Raw genomic sequence first — 19,748 nt, 5'->3', positions numbered from 1 at the left:
TAAAAAACTAAGAAAATGTAGCTAATTCTACGATTCTTATGCACTCAATAGCTGCTTTAACATCGTGTACCCTTAAAATATTACTTCCTTTTTGTAATGCTATAGTATGTGCTATACTTGTGGCATTTAGAGCTTTTTCAGGAGTAATTTCTAAAGGCTTATACAACATTGATTTTCTTGATACTCCCGTTAATATTGGAATCTTAAATAGTTTAAAAGCTGAAAGTTGATTCAATAATTGATAATTGTCTTCAATAGATTTCCCAAAACCAAAGCCTACATCAAGGATAACATCATTGATTCCTTTACAATTGATATCATCAATTTTTTTTGAAAAATAATAGATTATTTCTTCAATAACATTACCATAGTTAGGGTTATTCTGCATTGTTTGTGGAGTACCTTTCATGTGCATAGCAATATAAGGTACTTGTAAAGCTGCAATTACAGCTAACATCTCAGGGTCTATGTCTCCAGCAGAAATATCATTAATGATTGCTGCTCCTTGTTCAACCGCTTTTTCAGCGATTCGACTTCTGAAAGTGTCCACGGAAAGAATACTATCAGGAAAACTTGTTGAGATTTCTCGAATAACTGGAAGTACTCGATTTAGTTCTTCTTCTTCAGAAATGTGTGGAGCATCAGGGCGAGAAGAATACCCGCCAATATCTAAAAAAGTTGCTCCCTCACTGAGGTGTTTTTCAGCTTGAGCAACAGCTTTTTCAATAGTGTTGGTTTGGCCACCATCATAAAAAGAGTCAGGCGTTATATTAATAACCCCCATTACTTTTGGTGTTGATAAGTCTATTAGCTTACCTCTACAATTAATTGTAGTTTTACGTTGAAAAATATGATCAATCAAATGCTCAGTTTTTTTGGTGTTCAACAAAATTAAAGTTTTTATGAGAATGAAAGTGATAAGTGTTATTGTTTTTGTAAGTATAGTTTTTAACAGTTATGGGCAAACTATATTGAAAGATTATAAAAACGACCCAATAGGGCTAAAAGAAACTGTGTTGTCTAATGGAATGCGCGTACTGTTAGTTGAGAATCACGATAAACCCGAAATTTATGGAAGTATTGTAGTAAATGTAGGGAGTAAGGATGATCCACAAGATAATACAGGAATGGCTCATTATCTCGAACACATGTTGTTCAAGGGAACTCAAGAAATGGGGACAACAGATTACAAAAGAGAAAAAGTACATTTAGACAGTATAACAACACTTTATGATGTACTAAAAAAAGAAACTGACCCTGCTAAAATTAAAGAACTTCATCAAAAAATTACTGAGCAGTCAGAGTTGGCCAATGCCTATGCTATACCCAATGAATACGATAAGATAATGGCAGAAATAGGTGCAGTTGATGTAAATGCAATGACCGGAATTGATCATACCTCTTACTTTGGGACTTTTCCAAAAAATCAATTAGAAAGATGGTTGGAAATATCAGTTCATCGTATGGAAAAACCAGTATTTAGGTTGTTTCAATTAGAACTGGAAGCCGTTTATGAAGAAAGTAATATGTATGCTGCTGACCCTTATTCTAGGTTGTTCGAAGAATTTTTTAAAGGAATTTTTGATGGAAGTTCTTATGCAGAGAAAATTTTAGGAAGAACAGAACATTTAAAAAAGCCATCACTATCGGCAATGTACGATTACTTTTATACCTATTACAAAGCCAATAATATGGCCTTGGTTTTGGTAGGGGATTTTGATGCCGAAACCGTTTTACCAATGATTGAAAAAAAGTTGTTAAGATTACCTCATTCATCAATGATTCCTACAAAAAAACATCAGCTCAACCCTCTGAATGGGAAAGTAGAAAAAAAAATAAGCATTACTCCTTATAAAGAAATAATGTATGGTTATAGAACAGTTGGAATTAAAGATGTGAATGAACCTAAAGCCGAGTTAATGGTAGGGTTATTGTCTAATCAAAATAATACAGGATTTATTGATCAATTGTACCTGAATGATAAAATAATGTATGGGGAAGCTTATACCTATTTCTTGGAAGATTTTGGTATTATTGGAATTGATGCATCACCTAAATTAATTGGACAATCATTTTCCCAAGTGGATGATTTAGTTGAGGCGGAGTTGAAAAAACTGAAACAAGGCGATTTTTCTGAAGAATCGTTAGAAGTTTTAAAAAGGAATATTAGAAAAGAAAGAGATTATTACACAGAGGATAATGAAGAAATAGGAAGTTTGTTAGGAGACTATTTTACTCAAGGTTTTAATTGGGAACAAGTGATCAATTACAATAAAGAGTTAGCACACATTACTAAAAAAGATATTATTGAATATGCAAATAAAATTTTTGGAGAAAATTATTTCGCTTTGTATTCAAATAAAGGTAAAAATAATGTTGAAAAATTAATGAAGCCACCATTTAAAGCTATACCTAAATTAAAAACAGAATCATCTGATTTTTATACAGTGATTCAAAAGAAAAAACCTCAGAAAACAACATTTAATTACATTGACTTTGCTTCAGCTGTAGAAGAGCAGGTTTTAACAGATGGAACACGTTTAATCACCACAAAAAATCCTAGAAATAACCTTTTTGAAATAACCTTTAAATGGGATATAGGGAATTATTCCAATGCTAAAGTTGAATTATTGACTAGCTATCTTAATAGAGTGGGAACGAATAAACAAGCAGTTAATGAATTAAAAAAAGCGTTTCAATACCTTAATTCAGATTATACTTTTTGGTCAGATGAACGGTTCTTTTATTTCAATGTAAAAGGAGAGGAGTCTTATTTAGCACAAACATTAAAGTTAGTCAATACCTTCCTTAATGATATTGAAACCAATGAAAGTGTATTAAAAACAATTAGGGAAGAAAAAAAATCTGATTTAAAATTAAAAAAAGCAACCCCTAAAGATATTTTAATGGCACTTCAGGAGTATGCTGTCTATGATTCTAATTCTGTTTTTCTAAAACAGTTAACCCATCACGAAATCAAAAAAATAAAAGCACCAGCTTATGTCGAGCTTTTTTCAGAGGTTCAATCAAGAAAATTAACCATCAATTATATTGGTAATGATAAAAATGTGAGAGCAAGCCTGGAAAAGAATGGCATAGGAACAAAAGACATAGAATTAAAACCAAATGACGATGGTTATGTAAAGAGGAAAATAAGACCGATCAAACAAAATAAGGTTTATTTTTTACCGAATAAATATACCGCTCAATCACTTATATATTTTACCGTAGATATGGGGGATGTACCTTTGGAAGAGCACTATAAACTTTATGCTTTTAATGAATATTTTGGAAAAGGAATGGGGTCATTGGTTTTTCAGGAGTTAAGAGAGAGAAGAGCTTTAGCATACAGAGTAAGTGGAGGATGTCGAAATGGAATTTTTGGGAATAACGAAGAGTTTCATGGGGTTGTTGGCTGTCAATCTGATAAAACAATAGAAGCCTTAAACGTTTATATGGGATTAATTAACGAATTGCCCCTTAAGTCAGAACGAATAGAAACGATTAAAAGTGGAATCATTCAAAGTAGCATGGCTTCAAGACCAGGTTTTAGGAATATAAGTAATCAAATTGAACGATGGAAAGAACAAGGATATACTCAAGATCCTAATTATATTTTTAGAAATAAAATTCGTCAATTAACTTTTGAAGAAATGATTGCTTTTTATGAGACCTATATAAAAGGAAAACCAATAAACATTTCAATTGTTGGGGATAAAAAAAGGATTAATTTTAAAGAATTAGCTAATTTTGGGGAAATTATAGAGCTAAAAACAACAGATATTTTTGTCGAATAATATGGAACAAACTTTAAATCAGTACGATAAGCAATTTGAGAAGTGTAAAGAGTTATTTAAAAAAAAGACCATTGATTATGGAACTGCTTGGAGAATACTAAGACCGGCATCTTTAACAGATCAAATTTTTATCAAAGCCAATCGAATTAGAACCATTCAGGAAACTGGTGAGACAAAAGTAGATGAGGGGATTGAACCTGAATTTATTGGTATTGTTAACTATTGCATCATGGCGTTAATTCAATTAGAAATTGAAGACACAGCAGCATTAGAATTGCCAGCAGATCAAACGATTGAGTTGTATCAACAATACGCCAAGAATGTAAGAGACTTAATGATCGCGAAAAATCATGATTATGGTGAAGCATGGAGAGATATGAGAATACCTTCACTTACTGATTTAATCTTGATGAAGATATTAAGAACAAAGCAAATAGAAGATAATAAAGGCCAAACATTAGTCTCAGAAGGGATTGACGCCAATTATTATGATATGATTAACTATGCTTTGTTTGCACTTATTTTAATGGAAGAAGAAAAATAAGAAAATGATAGGATTACTCATTATTTTTTATGCAGGAAACCTCTTGTATAAACTCGCTGATAAATATGATAAAAATAAATGGGGATATGCAATTTTAGGTGTAGTGACTTATTATTTAGGGACATTTATTTTTGGAGTTATCATGTTGTTGATTTCGACACTGTCTAATGGTGATGTGTTTTTTGGAATACCAGATTTGGTCGTAAACTTACTCTCAATTCCTTTTGGGGCTCTTTTGTTGTGGCTGTTACATCGCTTTTTAGAAAAGAAATGGTCTGAGTCAGTTCATTCAGGAGAAATCTCGGAATTATTAGATGAAAATTTAGAATTGTAGTTAACAAGATACCTTAAAATTCAAAATAAAGAAAATGGAAAAATTATTATTACAAGATTGTATCAATGCTGTTAAAGGTTTTCATGAAGCATTTAAAATAGGGAATGAAGAAGAACCTATAGCTGAAATTAAAGAAAGTGATTACGTTTTACGTCATAAACTGATGCAGGAAGAAAATGATGAGTATTTAGATGCAGCTAAGAATGGAGACTTAACTGAAATTGCTGATGCATGTGGTGATATGTTATATATTTTATGTGGAACCTTGTTGAAACATGGATTACAATATAAAATTGAAGAAGTTTTTACCGAAATTCAAAAGAGTAACATGAGTAAATTGGATAAAAATGGAAATCCAATTTACAGAGAAGATGGAAAAGTCATGAAATCAGATCAATATTTTAAACCTAACATTGAAGCAATACTTCAAAAATAAAGAAAACGAGTAGTCTAATTGTCCTAAAAAAAATAAACCTTAAATTCAGTTTAGTTCATGAAACTTTGTATAGCAGAGAAACCGAGTGTAGCCAAAGATATAGCTCAAGTTATTGGGGCTAAAAGTCGTATGGATGGTTATTATGAGGGGAATGGCTATTTAGTCAGCTGGACATTTGGGCACCTTTGTGAACTTAATGAACCGCATGAGTATACTGAAAAGTGGAAATATTGGGATTTAAAAACACTTCCAATGATTCCAGCTAAGTTTTCCATAAAGGTGAAAGATGATAGTGGAATTCAAAAACAATTCAATACCATTAAAAACTTAGTAGAAAGATGCGAAGAGGTAATTAATTGTGGCGATGCTGGACAAGAGGGAGAATTGATTCAAAGATGGGTATTGACCAAGAGTCAATCGCAAAAACCCTTAAAAAGACTTTGGATTTCATCGCTAACTGAAGAAGCGATTAAGGAAGGTTTTGAAAACCTTGAACCTGGAGAGAAATACAATAATTTATATGCAGCAGGATCTGCTAGAGCCATAGGAGATTGGCTATTAGGGATGAATGCTACCCGTTTATTTACATTGCGTTTTGCTAAAAAAGGACAGGTACTTTCTATAGGTAGAGTTCAAACTCCAACTTTAGCTATGATTGTCAAAAGACAATTAGAAATAGAAAACTTTGTGTCAACTAAATATTGGGAACTCAAAACAGAGTACAGAGGAGTACTTTTTTCAAGTACAAAAGGTAAAATAAAGACACTTGAAAAAGGAGAGGAGTTCATTAAGGCAATTCAGGAAGAAGAATTTGAAATTGTAAGCTATACGCAAAAAGAAGGAAAAGAACTTCCTCCACGTCTTTTTGATTTGACCTCATTACAAGTAGAAGCGAATAAAAAAATCGGATTGTCAGCAGAACAAACGTTAAATACAATACAGAATTTATACGAAAAAAAATTAGTAACCTATCCAAGGGTGGATACAACGTACTTACCCGATGATATCTATCCTAAAATACCTGGTATATTAAATCAGCTAACACATTATAGCCGATTTACAGAAGCCTTAAAAGGAAAGAAAATTAGAAAATCAAAAAAAGTATTTGATAATAAAAAGGTTACGGATCACCACGCTATCATACCTACAGGGGTAACACCTTCTGGGATCACGCCACAAGAACAGAAGATCTACGATATGATTACACGTAGATTTATTGCCGTCTTCTATCCAGATTGTATCGTCAGTAATACTACTGTATTAGGAAAGGTGCAAGAACTTGATTTCAAGGCAACTGGTAGGCAGATTTTAGATAAAGGTTGGAGAATTGTTTTTGAAGATGATTCTAAAGCTGTAGATGAAGATAAAAAGGAGCAACTAATGCCTACTTTCGAACAGGGAGAACGTGGACCTCATAAACCTCAATTACAAGAAAAAGATACGCGCCCACCAGCATATTATACAGAGGCTACACTGTTGAGGGCAATGGAGACAGCTGGTAAACAAGTTGACGATGATGAATTAAGAGATTTAATGAAAGAGAATGGTATTGGTAGACCATCAACAAGGGCAAATATCATCGAAACCATCTTACGAAGAAACTACATCAAAAAAGAAAAGAAAAGGATTGTAGCAACACAAACAGGTGTTCATCTAATTTCTTTAATTAATAATGAATTGTTAAAGTCGGCTGAGTTAACAGGACAATGGGAGCGGAAATTGAGAGAAATAGAAAAAGGAGCTTATAAAGTAGATGATTTTAAGCAGGAGCTATTTGAAATGGTGAACTTATTGGTGCACGAAGTAAAACATCAACCCATTGAGAAAATGCCAACAATTTGTCCTAAATGTAATAAAGGGCACATGTTAAGAGGAAAGACAGCCTGGGGATGTAGTGATTGGAAAAATGGCTGTAAATTTACCATGCCTTTTCAGTTTAAAAATATACAACTTTCTAGTAGAGATATGGAAAGTTTAATTCAAGACAAGAAGTCTAGAAATCGATATCGTATAGGGAAATCAGAGGATTTACAGTATATTGTTTTAACTGATAAATTAAAGTTAAAGATAGAAGAATAAGATAAAAGCTAATATTTTTACTTTATAATATTATATTTTTTCGTTTTTGCTTGTTGTTAATTCATAAAAATGAATACATTTGCCCCTGATTTTTAGTCTAAAAGCATTTAATGTTTTTTGGCATAAAAATTGTTAAAAGAGAGGCAATTAATAACAAATAATAAATAAAAAAAATGAAAAGATTATTTATCTTAGGATTTAGTGCAGCTTTATTAGCTGGTGGAGTTTCATCATGTGCAAAAACTTCAAAAGGAAAAATGGCAAATGAGTGGACAGTTTCTGAAATGAACATGGAATCTACAAGTACTGATTCTGATGGAGACAAAACAGTTACTACAATGTCAATTTCTGGTACAACAGGTACAATGGAAAATACGTATACTGTTAGTGGAACATCTACTAAAAGTGAACAATCAGCTGCTGTAACGGAATTAACTTATACAATTGAAAAAGATGGATCATGGTCAAGTGTAAGTAATATTGCTTGGACAAGAGCGTTTACAGGTGGACAAACTGTTACATCTACAGAAACAAAAACTTCTGGAACTTGGTCTTTCTTAAGTAAAAACAAATCAGGAGACTTCAAGAAAAATGAAAGAGTAATCTTTAATACTTTATCTGAAAAAACTTCTGAAAAAGTAAGTACTACAATCGCAGGAGCAACTACTAATTCAGAGTCTTCTGACGATGATACATACGCTGAAGGAGAAAACACAATGGTTTTTGTTGTTGTTGAATCTAAAGGTAAAGAATTAAAGTTAAAAGCTGATATTAATAATTCTTATACAAACACATCAGGTGGGGTTACTTCTACTGATACTGAAGTAGGAACTCAATCAATGACTTTAGTTCAAAAATAAATATAAACATTATATTTACTAAAAGAGTGTATGTGACCACATACACTCTTTTTTTTACCTGCTATTAAGCAACAGCTAGTTGAAGATTAACTTTTTTGAAGAATGATAAAAAAATGAAAAAAGGATTTACCATAGGGATGATTGTAATTTTGGTTATTAGTGGAGTGGTGTCATGTAAAAAAACTTCTAAAAGAAAAATAGCGAATGAATGGACCGTTTCAAAAATGTCTTCAGAATATATAGATGAAGGTCCTGGAGGTTTAAATAAAGGAAGATTATCAATTGATGGAAATTCGGGTTCTAGTACTGACATTAGTACCATTGGAGATACTTCTATTACTATCGATAAGACAGTGTCTGTAAAGTGCTACGATTATACCATTAATAAAGATGGTACGTTCAGTATTAATAATGAAATGACTTGGACTAGGAATGCTGATGGAGGAGTCGTTTATGTTGATGTTGCTAAAAATGAAATCTTGGGAAAATGGGCTTTCTTAGGTAAAAATAAAACAGATGATTTTAAGAAAAATGAATTGCTCGTTTTTTATACTACAGCTATGAATTTTAAAGGAACCAATACAGTTATTGAAAATGGAACTTCAACAAGTTCAAGTTCTTCTAAATCTATAACATATTCAGATCATGACTATGTGAGTATTTATAAAGTCGTAGCGTCAAAATCTAAAGAGTTGGAGTTGTTGTTAGAGTCTGAAAGAAAATCATCTGATATTGGAGATAATGGAGCGGTCATTGATAGAGCTTACAAATTAACAGAAAGCTTAACATTAGTTCAAAAATAAGAACAATGCCTATAAAGCATATTTTTGAAAGCAGGGATGCGAGCCAATCCCTGCTTTTTTGTTTTTTATTTAAGGATTAAACAATAAAAAAGGTTTTCTATAGTTCTTGGAATAAATAGCTTTAAAATTGCCTATGAAAAAAACAATTACTTTTAAAACACCAACATTATTAACCGAATTAACACAAGATTTTATTGAAAATATTCAAGAAGTAAAGCATGCTAAAAAAAGTACGCTGAACACTTTACTTAATTTCTCTAAATCGTTGGAAGTGAAAAACTCTTCTACTGTGAAAAACTTAAGCTTTGAATTAATAGCTAATTGATTATTATATCGGCTTTAATGTTAACTAAAAATCCCCTTGTATAATTATACAAGGGGATTTTTAGTTTTAAAAACACCTTAGCATCTTATTTTAGAGTATCTTTGCCAGTTCTTAATTGAACACCCTAATGATAAAAAATAACCCGTTTCCAGGCCAGAAAGAGTTTATTGTAATCGTAGCTTTAATGATGGCTTTAGTTGCTCTTGCCATCGATATGATGTTACCTGCTTTACCTAAAATAGGAGCGGAATTAGGCGTCGTCAATAGCAATGATAATCAATTAATTATTTCATTTTTGTTTTTAGGAATTGCTTTCGGACAATTGGTGTATGGACCAATGTCAGATAGTTACGGAAGGAAGTTTTCTATCTATATTGGATTTGCCTTTTTCTTGATAGGATGTATGATGTCTTTGTTTTCTAACACGTTGTTTTATATGTTGTTAGGTAGGTTTATTCAAGGCTTTGGTTTAGCAGGTCCACGAATCATAAGTGTAGCGTTAGTAAGGGATAGGTATCTAGGAGAAGACATGGCTAGAATAATGTCAGTAGTGATGGCTATTTTTATTATTGTGCCCATTTTAGCTCCAGCATTAGGCCAATATGTTTTAAATTTTGCAACTTGGAAAACAATCTTTATATCGTTTATTGTCTATGCCCTTATTCTTTTGATATGGTTTGCTGTTAGAATGCCAGAAACGTTAAAAAAAGAACATGCACATGCTTTTTCATTGAATAGAGTAGTATTGGCTGCTAAAGAGGTGTTTAATAATCGAGTAGCTGTAGGTTATACATTAGCTGCTGGTTGTATGTCGGGAATGTTTTTGGCGTATTTAAATTCTTCTCAACAATTGTTTCAGGAAACGTATAAAATGGGGGAGTTATACGCTGTTATTTTCGCATTATTGGCATTTGCTGTAGGAATAGGTTCTTTTCTAAACGGTCAAGTATTGGTCAAAAGACATGGAATGCGTAAGATGGTACGGTTTGCTTCTTCAATGATCTTGCTGTTGTCAATCACCTATTATGGAGTGGTTTTTTGGGCAAGTGGAGTCCCCGAACTTTGGACATTGTTAAGCTTTTTTGTGTTGACACTTTTTCACATGGGAATCTTATTTGGTAACTTAAACTCATTAGCAATGGAGCCTTTAGGTCATATTGCAGGAGTAGGTTCTACAATTGTCGGAGCATTATCAACATTTATCTCTGTGCCATTTGGAATATGGATAGGGTTAAGTTTTGATGGTACTGTAGCTCCTTTAATTCTTGGTTTTGTCGTTTTAGGAGGATTAACTTTTACAGCAGTTTTTTGGGCTGGAAAGGAAAATAATATGCCAATAAACAGATAAAACTAGGTTTAAGGCAGTCTTACCTAAATATTGTCGCTTTTTTACTTTGAAAATGTATTCTTATTTAGTAAGTTTACGCTCGAATTTTTCGAGAGTATAATAATAAATAAAAAATAAAAATGAGCGAAATAGCAAAAATTACACTAGATGGGGAAACTCATGAATTACCAGTTATTGTAGGGTCAGAAAATGAAAAGGCAATCGATATTTCTAAGTTGAGAGGGAAGACTGGTTATGTAACAATTGATCCAGGATTTAAAAATACAGGATCTACTACTAGTGCAATTACTTTCTTAAACGGTGAAGATGGAATCTTAAGATATAGAGGTTATCCAATTGAGCAGTTAGCAGAGAAAGCGTCGTTTTTAGAGGTTGCTTATTTATTGATTTATGGAGATTTACCTAAAAAAGCAGAGTTAGAGGCTTTTGAAAACGAGATTACTCGTCATACAATGGTACATGAAGATATGAAAACTTTATTGAGAGCTTTTCCAGCTGGAGCACATCCAATGGGAGTAGCAGCATCTTTAATTGTATCTTTATCTACTTTTTATCCAGAATCTCAAGACCCTAATAGAGACAAAGAGGCTGTTGATTTATCAATTGTACGTTTATTAGCTAAATTACCAACAATTGCAGCTTGGTCTCATAAATTCTCTGAAAGACATCCAGTAATTTATCCTAAAAATAAATACAACTATGTTGAGAATTTCTTAAACATGATGTTTGAGTTACCAACTGAAGAATATAAAGTTGATCCTATAGTTGCTAAAGCATTAAATACATTGTTAATTTTACATGCAGATCACGAGCAAAACTGTTCAACTTCAACAGTAAGAGTTGTTGGTTCTTCTCAAGCAAACTTATATGCTTCTGTTGGAGCTGGTATTTCTGCTTTATGGGGACCACTTCATGGTGGAGCTAACCAAGCAGTGATTGAAATGTTAGAAGCAATCAGAAAAGATGGAGGAGATATTGATAAATGGATTGCTAAAGCAAAAGATAAAGAAGATCCGTTTAGATTAATGGGATTCGGACATAGAGTTTACAAAAACTTTGATCCTAGAGCTACAATCATCAAGAAAGCTGCTGATGATGTATTAAAAGCATTAGGAATTAATGATCCTGTATTAGATATCGCTAAACAAATTGAAGAAATAGCGTTGAAAGATGAGTATTTCGTTAAGAGAGGTTTATATCCAAATGTAGATTTCTACTCTGGAATTATATACAGAGCAATAGGAATTCCAACTGAAATGTTTACAGTAATGTTTGCTATTGGTCGTTTACCAGGTTGGATTGCACAATGGAAAGAAATGTTAGAAGACAAGTCTCCAATTGGTAGACCTAGACAAATTTATACTGGTGCTAATGTAAGAGATTACGTAGAATTAGAAAACAGATAGAATTCAATTGAACGACTATATTATAACCCTGCTGATTCTATCAGTGGGGTTTTATTTTGATAAAACTTTATGAAAGAAGAAGTTGAAATTGCTATTGAAGTTCTTGAAAATAAAGGGACAATTGTTTATCCTACAGATACGATTTGGGGGATAGGATGTGATGCAACATCTGCAGAAGCTGTTGAAAAAATATTCGAAGTTAAAGGAAGATCTAAAGAAAAAAGTCTGATTATTCTATTAGACGATGACCGAAAACTGAATAAATACATCAGAGAAATTCCTGAAGTTGCTTGGGATATTTTAGATCATGCGAATACACCAACGACTATCGTTTATCCAGGAGCAATTAATTTGCCTAAGCAACTAATCGCAAAGGATGGAAGTGTAGCGATAAGAATTGTTAAGGAAGGGTTTGCTTATGAGTTAATTAAAAAGTTTAAAAAACCAATTGTTTCGACTTCAGCAAATATATCTGGAGAACTTTCGCCAACAAATAGAGAAGATATTTCTGATAATGTTTTAAAAAAGGTAAACCATGTTGTAAATTTGCCATCCAATTCAAAAAACAGGAAGTCATCTTCTATTCTTAAATTACAAATCGACGGACAAATTGAAATTATTAGGAAATAAAGCGTTAAAAGAAGCTGTCTCGGGAGAAATTTTTCGAGTGGTTTCCGAATGTGCAACAGAATTAAATCAACCAGTTTATGTAATTGGAGGTTACGTTCGTGACTTGTTTTTAGAAAGACCAAGCAAGGATATTGATTTTGTTATTGCAGGAAGTGGAGTTGAATTGGCCGAATTGGTTGCAAAAAAATTAAATGCTGATAATTTATCCGTTTTTAAAAATTTTGGGACGGCTATGATTAAGCATAAAGCTTATGAATTGGAGTTTGTTGGAGCCCGAAAAGAATCTTATAATCGCAATTCAAGAAAGCCTATTGTTGAAGATGGTACATTAGAAGAGGATCAAGAAAGAAGGGATTTTACCATTAACGCCATGGCTATTAGCCTAAATCAAGAAAACTATGGCGAATTGGTAGATCCATTTAATGGTTTAAAAGATTTGGAGGCTAAAATTCTAAAAACACCATTAGATCCATCGATCACATTTTCCGATGACCCATTAAGAATGATGCGTGCCGTTCGTTTTGCTTCACAGCTCAATTTTAACGTCGCTCCCGAAGTCTTTGATTCTATTATTAGTAATAAAAAAAGAATCGAAATTATTTCTCAAGAAAGAATTACTGAAGAATTAAATAAAATGATTCTTTCACAACATCCATCAAAAGGATTTAAAATTTTGTTTAAAACGGGATTGTTACATTTGATTTTTCCAGAAATGGCAGCTTTACAAGGGGTAGATGTAGTTAATGGAAGAGGACATAAAGATAATTTTTATCATACATTAGGTGTGTTAGATAATATTTTACCACATACACAAAGCCTGTGGTTAAGGTGGGCTGCAATTTTACATGACATTGCTAAGCCTCCAACTAAAAAATATTTACCTAAACAAGGCTGGACTTTTCATGGGCATGAAGATAAAGGTGCTAGAATGATCCCTGGAATTTTTAAACGAATGAAATTACCTTTAGATGCTAAAATGAAGTATGTGCAAAAATTGGTACGCTTACATTTAAGACCTATAGCATTGACTAAAGAAGAGATTACAGATTCAGCGTTGAGAAGAATATTATTTGAAGCAGGAGAGGACATAGATGATTTGATGACGCTGTGTAAGGCGGATATTACTTCAAAAAATGAAGAGAAAGTTCGACGTTTTCGAGCTAATTTTGAAAAGGTAGAACAAAAATTAAAAGAGGTTGAAGAAAAAGATAAATTAAGAAATTGGCAACCTCCTATCTCTGGAGAAGTCATCATTAAGACGTTTAACCTCAAACCCAATAAAATTATTGGAGATATCAAGTTGGCAATACGAGAGGCAATTTTAGATGGAAAAATTGAAAACACGTATGAAGCAGCTTTTGAATTTATGTTAGAAAAAGGAAAGGAGTTAAACCTTGAAGCAGTAGAAAATTAATAGTTATAAACGATTTTAAGAAAATTATATACAGATGAAAACCTATACATTTAGAGTTGTTGTAGATACAGAGGAGGATATTTTTAGAGATGTTGAAATTGCAACAGGTGCTTCGTTTGAATCGCTTCACCAAACGATTGTGAAAGCCTTTGACTTTAAAGGTGATCAAATGACTTCTTTTTATATGAGTGATGAAAATTGGGAGAAAGGAGAGGAGATTGCTTTGATGGATATGGGCTTTGTTAAGTCAATGGCTGAGACAACCTTAGAGCAAATGGTTACCAATGATCATCAAAAGATATTGTATGTTTATGACTTCCTTAAAATGTGGATTTTCTACGTTGAATTGATTAAAGTAAATGAAGAATCTTCCACAAAAGAATTACCAGCTATTTTAATGAAAATAGGAGATTCTCCCAATGAAGATGACAAAGAAATCCCTAATTTATTGGATGGATTAACGGATTTAGATACAGGTGTTTCACCAACTAATGAAGTGGATGACTTTTATAAAAAATACGGGGATGAATTTGGAGGAGATTTAGACGATGAGTTTGGTGGATTCGAAAATATTGACGATTTAGATTTATAGACTTAATCATCAATTTCTTAAGAAAAAAGATCTTAAAGTATCACATGTAATCTCTTGGGGAGATTTTTTATTTCCCAATTACCTAAGCTAACAAAACAAGGTGTTTAAAATTTGTGATGCAAACTTAATTGTAGTTGGTTTTTCTCCCAACTGTTAGTCGTCTGGATCATATGCCCAATTTGAACTTTTAGATGGTCTTTTATCACATAACCCAAGGCAGTATAAAAACGATTACGGTCAAAGATTTCAACTGTTCGATTGTCTCCAATGTTTCGTTGTCCATTGATGAAAATTTCATTATACAAAGCGATGTAAAGCGCATTTTGTTTCATATTTGCTCGGTTAATAGGGATATTAACAAAAATATTGTAGCGATAACGCGTTCTAAAATCTTGATCTTGTACAAAGCGTTGTTCATACCTAAAACGGTGATTCGTATAGATTCGTTTTCCAAATTGAACAGGAAATAAAGCTTCTTGATAAATTCTACTTTCTGTAGTTACCGTTTTAGCATCTCCATAGGCTCCTGTAGTAATATTTCCATAACCTAGAGTAAGTTTAATATTGGCATTTTCTGGTTGGTATGTTATACCAGATCGTACTAATAATTGCTCTAAATCACCTCCAAAATTCCAATTACGATGCTGAATGTCCCCTTGGATTCCCCACTTACCATCTTCTGCAAATGAAGTATTAAAGAAGTACATATACCATGCTCCCAATTTGTTTTCATCAATTTGACTAAATAGTTGGTTAGTGCTAAGAAATAAAGAGAAAATAATAAGAATAGTGTAAGATTTCATGTTAAAAGAAATTTTAAAATAATTGGAGAGCAAAATTATGGAACTTGTTTAAAAAAGCAGTATAAATAAAAAAATAAATTACTTTTCTTCAATACTTTTTGAAAGGAACAATGCCTTTTTAAGGTGTTTTGGCAAAGATTTTGTTTCTAGCTTTGTGGAAAATTCATTAAATTAGCATCATCTTAATTGGAGAGAGCTAATAGAATGCTTTGCAATTGATTTTAATAAATAAAAAGTACAATGACATTTAAAAAATTTATGATTGTTTCTGCACTTGCAGGAATTACAACATTTAATTACGGACAGAAATTAGAAACGACTAATGCTGCTGTAGCATATAAGCCACTAAAAGCTAACCAGATGTGGATTCAAATGGATAAAGATGGGAGTGGTAAAAAGAAATTAATGGAAGCCAAATCTGAAATTGATAAAGCTTTTGAAAAGTATACTGCTTCAAATACATTAAAGCCAAAGGATGAAGCAAAGATGTTTTATTACAGAGGTTTAATTTATTGGGATTACATCATGGTTTCTGCAATGGATTCAACAAAGCATGAGGAGTTAACAAAAAATGAAGCAGCTTACGAAGAAGCTTCTTTAGGGTCTTTAAAGAAAGTGATGAAGTTGGATTCTCGTGGTTTATATAAACCTGATGTAAAGAAGAGAATGCAATTGATGAGAGGAATGAGTTTACAAGGAGGAGTGGCGATGTTCCAACAAGAAAAATATGAAGAAGCTCTTGCTGCTTTTGTCTCAGCGGAAAAGTTATTTGATGTTATTGGAGAAAAAGATTCTTTGTCAATTTATAATGCTGCATTAGCTGCTGAAAGATTAGAGGATTACGATAATGCAATTAAATATTTTAAACAAAGTGCCGAAATAGGATATAAAACAGATGTGTCTTATCAAAGTTTAATTTCGAATACCAATAAGAAAAATGGAGGGCCATCTGATGAAGCTTTTGGTTATATTCAAGAAGGGAAAAAGTTATATCCTAACAATTTAGGATTAATTATTGAGGAGTTTAATTATTACTTATCTAAAGGGGATACTGAAAAAGCACAAGCAAGTTTAGCAAGTGCAATTGAAAAAGAACCTAATAACCCTGTTTTTCACTTTAATATTGGAGCTACGTTTGATGAGTTAACTGCTAAGAAACGTAAAGAGGGAATGCATGAAGAAGCAGGAGTTTTCTCTAAAAAAGCTATTGATGGATATAAAAAAGCAATCGAATTGAAGCCAGATTTTTCAGATGCTTATTTTAACTTGGGAGTATTTTATTATAATGAATCTATTGAGTTAAATTCAATGGCTTCTGATATCAAAGATCAAACATTAGAAGCTAAATCTTTAGCAACAGCAAAAGAATACTTAAGTGATGCTATCCCATATTTGGAGAAAGCGCATGAGTTACAACCAAAAGATGTGAATACATTAAAGGTGTTGAAAAGTATCTACTTTAATTTAGAAAAAGATGCTGAATATAAAGTTGTTGAAGAAAAGTTAAAAGCTTTAGGACAATAAGTAAAGCCTTATATAAAGAATAAAAGCCAGTATAGTTTGTTATACTGGCTTTTTTATTTGATTTAACAAATCATACAATATTTAGCATCAATGTTATGAGTAAAAGGTATTGAAGTATCATAAATCTCCCTAATTTTCTCAACTAGATGCTTTTCGTAAGCATCAAAAATTTCGGTGTCGAAATCAAGGCTCGTTCTACCATCTTTTAATTTCAATTCTAATAGACCTGCATTAAGATTTCTTAAAGAAAAAATACCTGAAGTTAAATTCGTCTTTCCAAAATTTTTATAGTACAAATAAGCGTAAAACATTAATTGATTGGCCTTTGAACTATCCTGATGGGTTAACAAGCTGTCGAATTGTTTGCTGACATTTTTCTGTTCGATAAATCCAGTTTTATAATCAATCACCCGAATAGTATTGTTGATGATGTCTATTCTATCAGCATTTCCTTTTAGTAACACTTCTTTTTCGCCATCAGTTGTAGTTATCGTTAAAGTGTGTCTTAAGTCTTGTTCTAACCCTAGAATTTTGATAAAACCATGTTGCTGTATAAAACGCTTTTCATTGAGTAGAAATTGTTTAATACTCTTCAATACCATAGAGAAAATCAATAAGTTTTTCCCTTTTTTATAATTCCCTTGTGGGAATTTCTCCTGAAATATTTTATGCGTTTCTGCTTCAAATAATTGGAGCATGGTATCAATGGTCTCTACTTTAATAATTGGTCCTAAATCAGTGTATAAGTTTTCTAAAACCTGATGCGTGATTGTTCCTAAAGTACTGTTCTCAATAGATTCTTCAACTTCTTCTTGCTCTTTAATTCTTAAAACATAGGCATAATAAAAATCCAATGAGCAGGCAATGTAATTGTTGAGCGCAGAAGGAGAGATCCCGTTTTTAAAAAACAAATCAAGTTTATGAAGTGTAGTGGAATCTTTTTCTACTGCTTTATCTTTGCTTTTCGTATTGAAAAGGTAATTAATATGATGTGTTTGAATGTTGATGTTTTCAAAATCGTTCAATTCATTTTCAACTTGAATGAGGTATCGACTGATTTCGTTGGAATCAATTCCATTGGCAATACCATTATTATATACTAAATGAATGTTTTTTGCTTTTTGAATTACCCGATAAAAATAGTAGGCAAAAATTGCTTCTCGATCTGATTTTGTGGGAAGATTAAAATAAAGCTTTAAATCGAATGGAATTAATGAATTACTCGGAGCAACACCAGGTAAAAAACTTTCATTGCATGAAAGTAAAATCACATTTTCAAAATCAAGTGCTCGAGTTTCTAAAAATCCCATCACTTGAAGTCCCTGCAAAGGTTCTCCATAAAATGATAGTTTTTCTTTGTTTAGTACTTGTCGAATGATCTTTCTTAAGCCAGATAAAGTCGTAATAAAAGGGTAGGTGTTTAATAGCCCTTTAACTTTGTTGAGTACTTTTTCTATTCGATATAACGCCTCAATTTCAATGTTTAGTTCATCTACTGAAATGAGTTGTTGACGAACTGATTGAATAAAAGTAATGAGCTCATCTAATACAGTAGTAATCGTCTTGTTTCGATCAAAAAATAAAAAGGTAAGAACTTGATGAAAGTCACCAAAGTAGTCCCTTAAATTTTTTAAGGTAATAAAGGAGTAATTATATTGAATAACTTCTCGTTTAAAGCGAGAAAAAGTTAATGTTTTTTCTGAGGTAAGTTGTTTAAATAGAGCGTTTTCAAAGAGTTTAATTAAATCTTTAAAATAAATGCTTTTAGCATTAGATTTGTTGAATCTTTGGTTGTTTATAATAACTTCTAAACAGGTGTCTAATAACTCTTGAGCAAGGGTATTAGAAAGTGCATACCCCATAGTGATATTCATTTGATCAAGCCCCACTGGAATAGTGTTCACAAGAGGATTGAGTAAATGTTCATCACTTAAAATTAAAGCGCTCTTTTCTTGTCTAAAAGCAACATCTTTTTCCATGATTTTAGCAGCAATGTTCACTTGATCAATTGCTGTTTTTGCTGGGTAAATATTGATGTTTTTTGCTTGGGTAGAAATGGTATTACCTGCTGAAGATTTTATGCTTTCAGTGGCCCATTTGTAGTTGCGAATAAAGTGACCTGCTTCATATAATTTATTGTTAAGGTAATATTGATCAGTATCCCAAAATAGTTTTGCCTTAGATGTTTGGTAGAGGTATTTAAAGATTTCTTCTTCACTTTTAGAGAGAGCATTAAAACCAATAATATAGATTTTTTGGTAAGGAAGTTCGTTTAAATACTTTTGAGGTTGACTAGCTATTTCACGATAAATTCGCGCAGAAGTTGCAAGTTGTTTTGCCTGTAACTGGTTGGTGAAATTTTCATAGAGTTCTCCAAGTTTCTCCCAAAACACCAAAAACTTACTCTGGTTTTCACTTAGCTCTGTAGAATTAAAACTCCATTGTTCTATTTCTTTGATGTCTTTTAGGTTGCTAAATACAGCTTTATGGTCCAACAGGTAGCGATCAATCTCGTTAAAGTCATTGATAATTTGACTTGACCAAGATTGAAAAGAATCAAAAGTTTCTTCGCTTTCAAAAAGGTTAGCATAAGCTTGGTATAATTCAAAGTGGATTGAAATGTTGTCAATTACGCCTAAAGGATGTTTTTCGACTAAAAATTCATCGATGCTTTTGATTTGTGGAGACCAAAAAGTTTTTTTTAAACGTATTGAAAGTTCTTTTTTTAAATGCAGACCTACACGTTTTGATGGGACGATTAAAAGAATATTTCGAAACTCTTCAGTAGTGTAGTGCTCAATGAGGTCGTCAGCAATTTGTTTTAAAAAAGTAGTCATGAGTAGTAAGGTGTCG

At 32.2% G+C, this 19,748-nt stretch carries 17 protein-coding genes; 14 read left to right on the top strand and 3 right to left on the bottom strand.

Annotated elements, in window-relative coordinates:
• Window positions 1-7 precede the first annotated feature (7 nt).
• Complete coding sequence (gene folP / locus N4A35_03235) at window positions 8-784, bottom strand: dihydropteroate synthase (protein MCT4580406.1); 777 nt, start codon at window positions 782-784, stop codon at window positions 8-10.
• A 124-nt stretch (window positions 785-908) separates the two neighbouring features.
• Here folP and N4A35_03230 point away from each other — a divergent pair, with 124 nt between their 5' ends.
• The 13 genes from N4A35_03230 (at window position 909) to N4A35_03170 (ending at window position 14,568) form a co-directional block, all read left to right on the top strand.
• Window positions 909-3,797: an insulinase family protein gene (locus N4A35_03230; protein MCT4580405.1), complete on the top strand. Its 2,889-nt coding sequence runs from the start codon at window positions 909-911 to the stop codon at window positions 3,795-3,797.
• A 1-nt stretch (window position 3,798) separates the two neighbouring features.
• Window positions 3,799-4,341, top strand: a complete 543-nt coding sequence (locus N4A35_03225; GenBank protein ID MCT4580404.1) for a DUF1599 domain-containing protein — start codon at window positions 3,799-3,801, stop codon at window positions 4,339-4,341.
• Window positions 4,342-4,345: 4 nt separating this feature from the next.
• Window positions 4,346-4,675 (top strand): hypothetical protein, encoded by a 330-nt coding sequence (locus tag N4A35_03220; protein MCT4580403.1) that lies wholly within the window; start codon window positions 4,346-4,348, stop codon window positions 4,673-4,675.
• A 34-nt stretch (window positions 4,676-4,709) separates the two neighbouring features.
• A complete protein-coding gene (locus N4A35_03215; protein MCT4580402.1) occupies window positions 4,710-5,111 on the top strand; it encodes a nucleoside triphosphate pyrophosphohydrolase family protein in 402 nt (133 codons plus the stop codon).
• A 57-nt stretch (window positions 5,112-5,168) separates the two neighbouring features.
• Window positions 5,169-7,190: a DNA topoisomerase 3 gene (locus tag N4A35_03210; GenBank protein ID MCT4580401.1), complete on the top strand. Its 2,022-nt coding sequence runs from the start codon at window positions 5,169-5,171 to the stop codon at window positions 7,188-7,190.
• A gap of 173 nt (window positions 7,191-7,363) precedes the next feature.
• Window positions 7,364-8,050, top strand: coding sequence for a hypothetical protein (locus N4A35_03205; GenBank protein ID MCT4580400.1), 687 nt, complete (start codon window positions 7,364-7,366; stop codon window positions 8,048-8,050).
• 113 nt (window positions 8,051-8,163) lie between these two features.
• Window positions 8,164-8,853 (top strand): hypothetical protein, encoded by a 690-nt coding sequence (locus N4A35_03200; protein ID MCT4580399.1) that lies wholly within the window; start codon window positions 8,164-8,166, stop codon window positions 8,851-8,853.
• 133 nt (window positions 8,854-8,986) lie between these two features.
• Window positions 8,987-9,178 carry a hypothetical protein gene (locus tag N4A35_03195; protein MCT4580398.1) on the top strand — a complete coding sequence of 64 codons (192 nt, stop codon included), beginning with the start codon at window positions 8,987-8,989 and terminating at the stop codon, window positions 9,176-9,178.
• Between the two features lie 127 nt (window positions 9,179-9,305).
• Window positions 9,306-10,526 carry a multidrug effflux MFS transporter gene (locus N4A35_03190; protein MCT4580397.1) on the top strand — a complete coding sequence of 407 codons (1,221 nt, stop codon included), beginning with the start codon at window positions 9,306-9,308 and terminating at the stop codon, window positions 10,524-10,526.
• A gap of 119 nt (window positions 10,527-10,645) precedes the next feature.
• Complete coding sequence (locus N4A35_03185; protein ID MCT4580396.1) at window positions 10,646-11,932, top strand: citrate synthase; 1,287 nt, start codon at window positions 10,646-10,648, stop codon at window positions 11,930-11,932.
• A gap of 69 nt (window positions 11,933-12,001) precedes the next feature.
• Window positions 12,002-12,562: an L-threonylcarbamoyladenylate synthase gene (locus N4A35_03180; protein MCT4580395.1), complete on the top strand. Its 561-nt coding sequence runs from the start codon at window positions 12,002-12,004 to the stop codon at window positions 12,560-12,562.
• Complete coding sequence (locus N4A35_03175; protein MCT4580394.1) at window positions 12,543-13,976, top strand: CCA tRNA nucleotidyltransferase; 1,434 nt, start codon at window positions 12,543-12,545, stop codon at window positions 13,974-13,976. Before N4A35_03180 ends, N4A35_03175 begins: the two co-directional genes overlap by 20 nt.
• A gap of 34 nt (window positions 13,977-14,010) precedes the next feature.
• A complete protein-coding gene (locus tag N4A35_03170) occupies window positions 14,011-14,568 on the top strand; it encodes a plasmid pRiA4b ORF-3 family protein (protein MCT4580393.1) in 558 nt (185 codons plus the stop codon).
• A gap of 104 nt (window positions 14,569-14,672) precedes the next feature.
• Here the strand turns inward: N4A35_03170 and N4A35_03165 are convergent, their stop codons facing one another.
• Window positions 14,673-15,371 (bottom strand): DUF2490 domain-containing protein, encoded by a 699-nt coding sequence (locus N4A35_03165; protein ID MCT4580392.1) that lies wholly within the window; start codon window positions 15,369-15,371, stop codon window positions 14,673-14,675.
• Window positions 15,372-15,611: 240 nt separating this feature from the next.
• On the opposite strand from N4A35_03165, the gene N4A35_03160 reads away from it, so the two are divergent.
• Entirely contained in the window at window positions 15,612-16,895 is a 1,284-nt protein-coding gene (locus tag N4A35_03160; protein MCT4580391.1) for a tetratricopeptide repeat protein, read from the top strand.
• 62 nt (window positions 16,896-16,957) lie between these two features.
• Here the strand turns inward: N4A35_03160 and N4A35_03155 are convergent, their stop codons facing one another.
• Window positions 16,958-19,732 (bottom strand): PD-(D/E)XK nuclease family protein, encoded by a 2,775-nt coding sequence (locus N4A35_03155; GenBank protein MCT4580390.1) that lies wholly within the window; start codon window positions 19,730-19,732, stop codon window positions 16,958-16,960.
• Between the last annotated feature and the right edge of the window lie 16 nt (window positions 19,733-19,748).

This window comes from Flavobacteriales bacterium, from assembly GCA_025210295.1.
Lineage (GTDB): Bacteria > Bacteroidota > Bacteroidia > Flavobacteriales_D > Parvicellaceae > S010-51.
The sequence above is the reverse complement of the archived record's forward strand: the minus strand, read 5'-3'. Positions and strand labels throughout refer to the sequence as shown.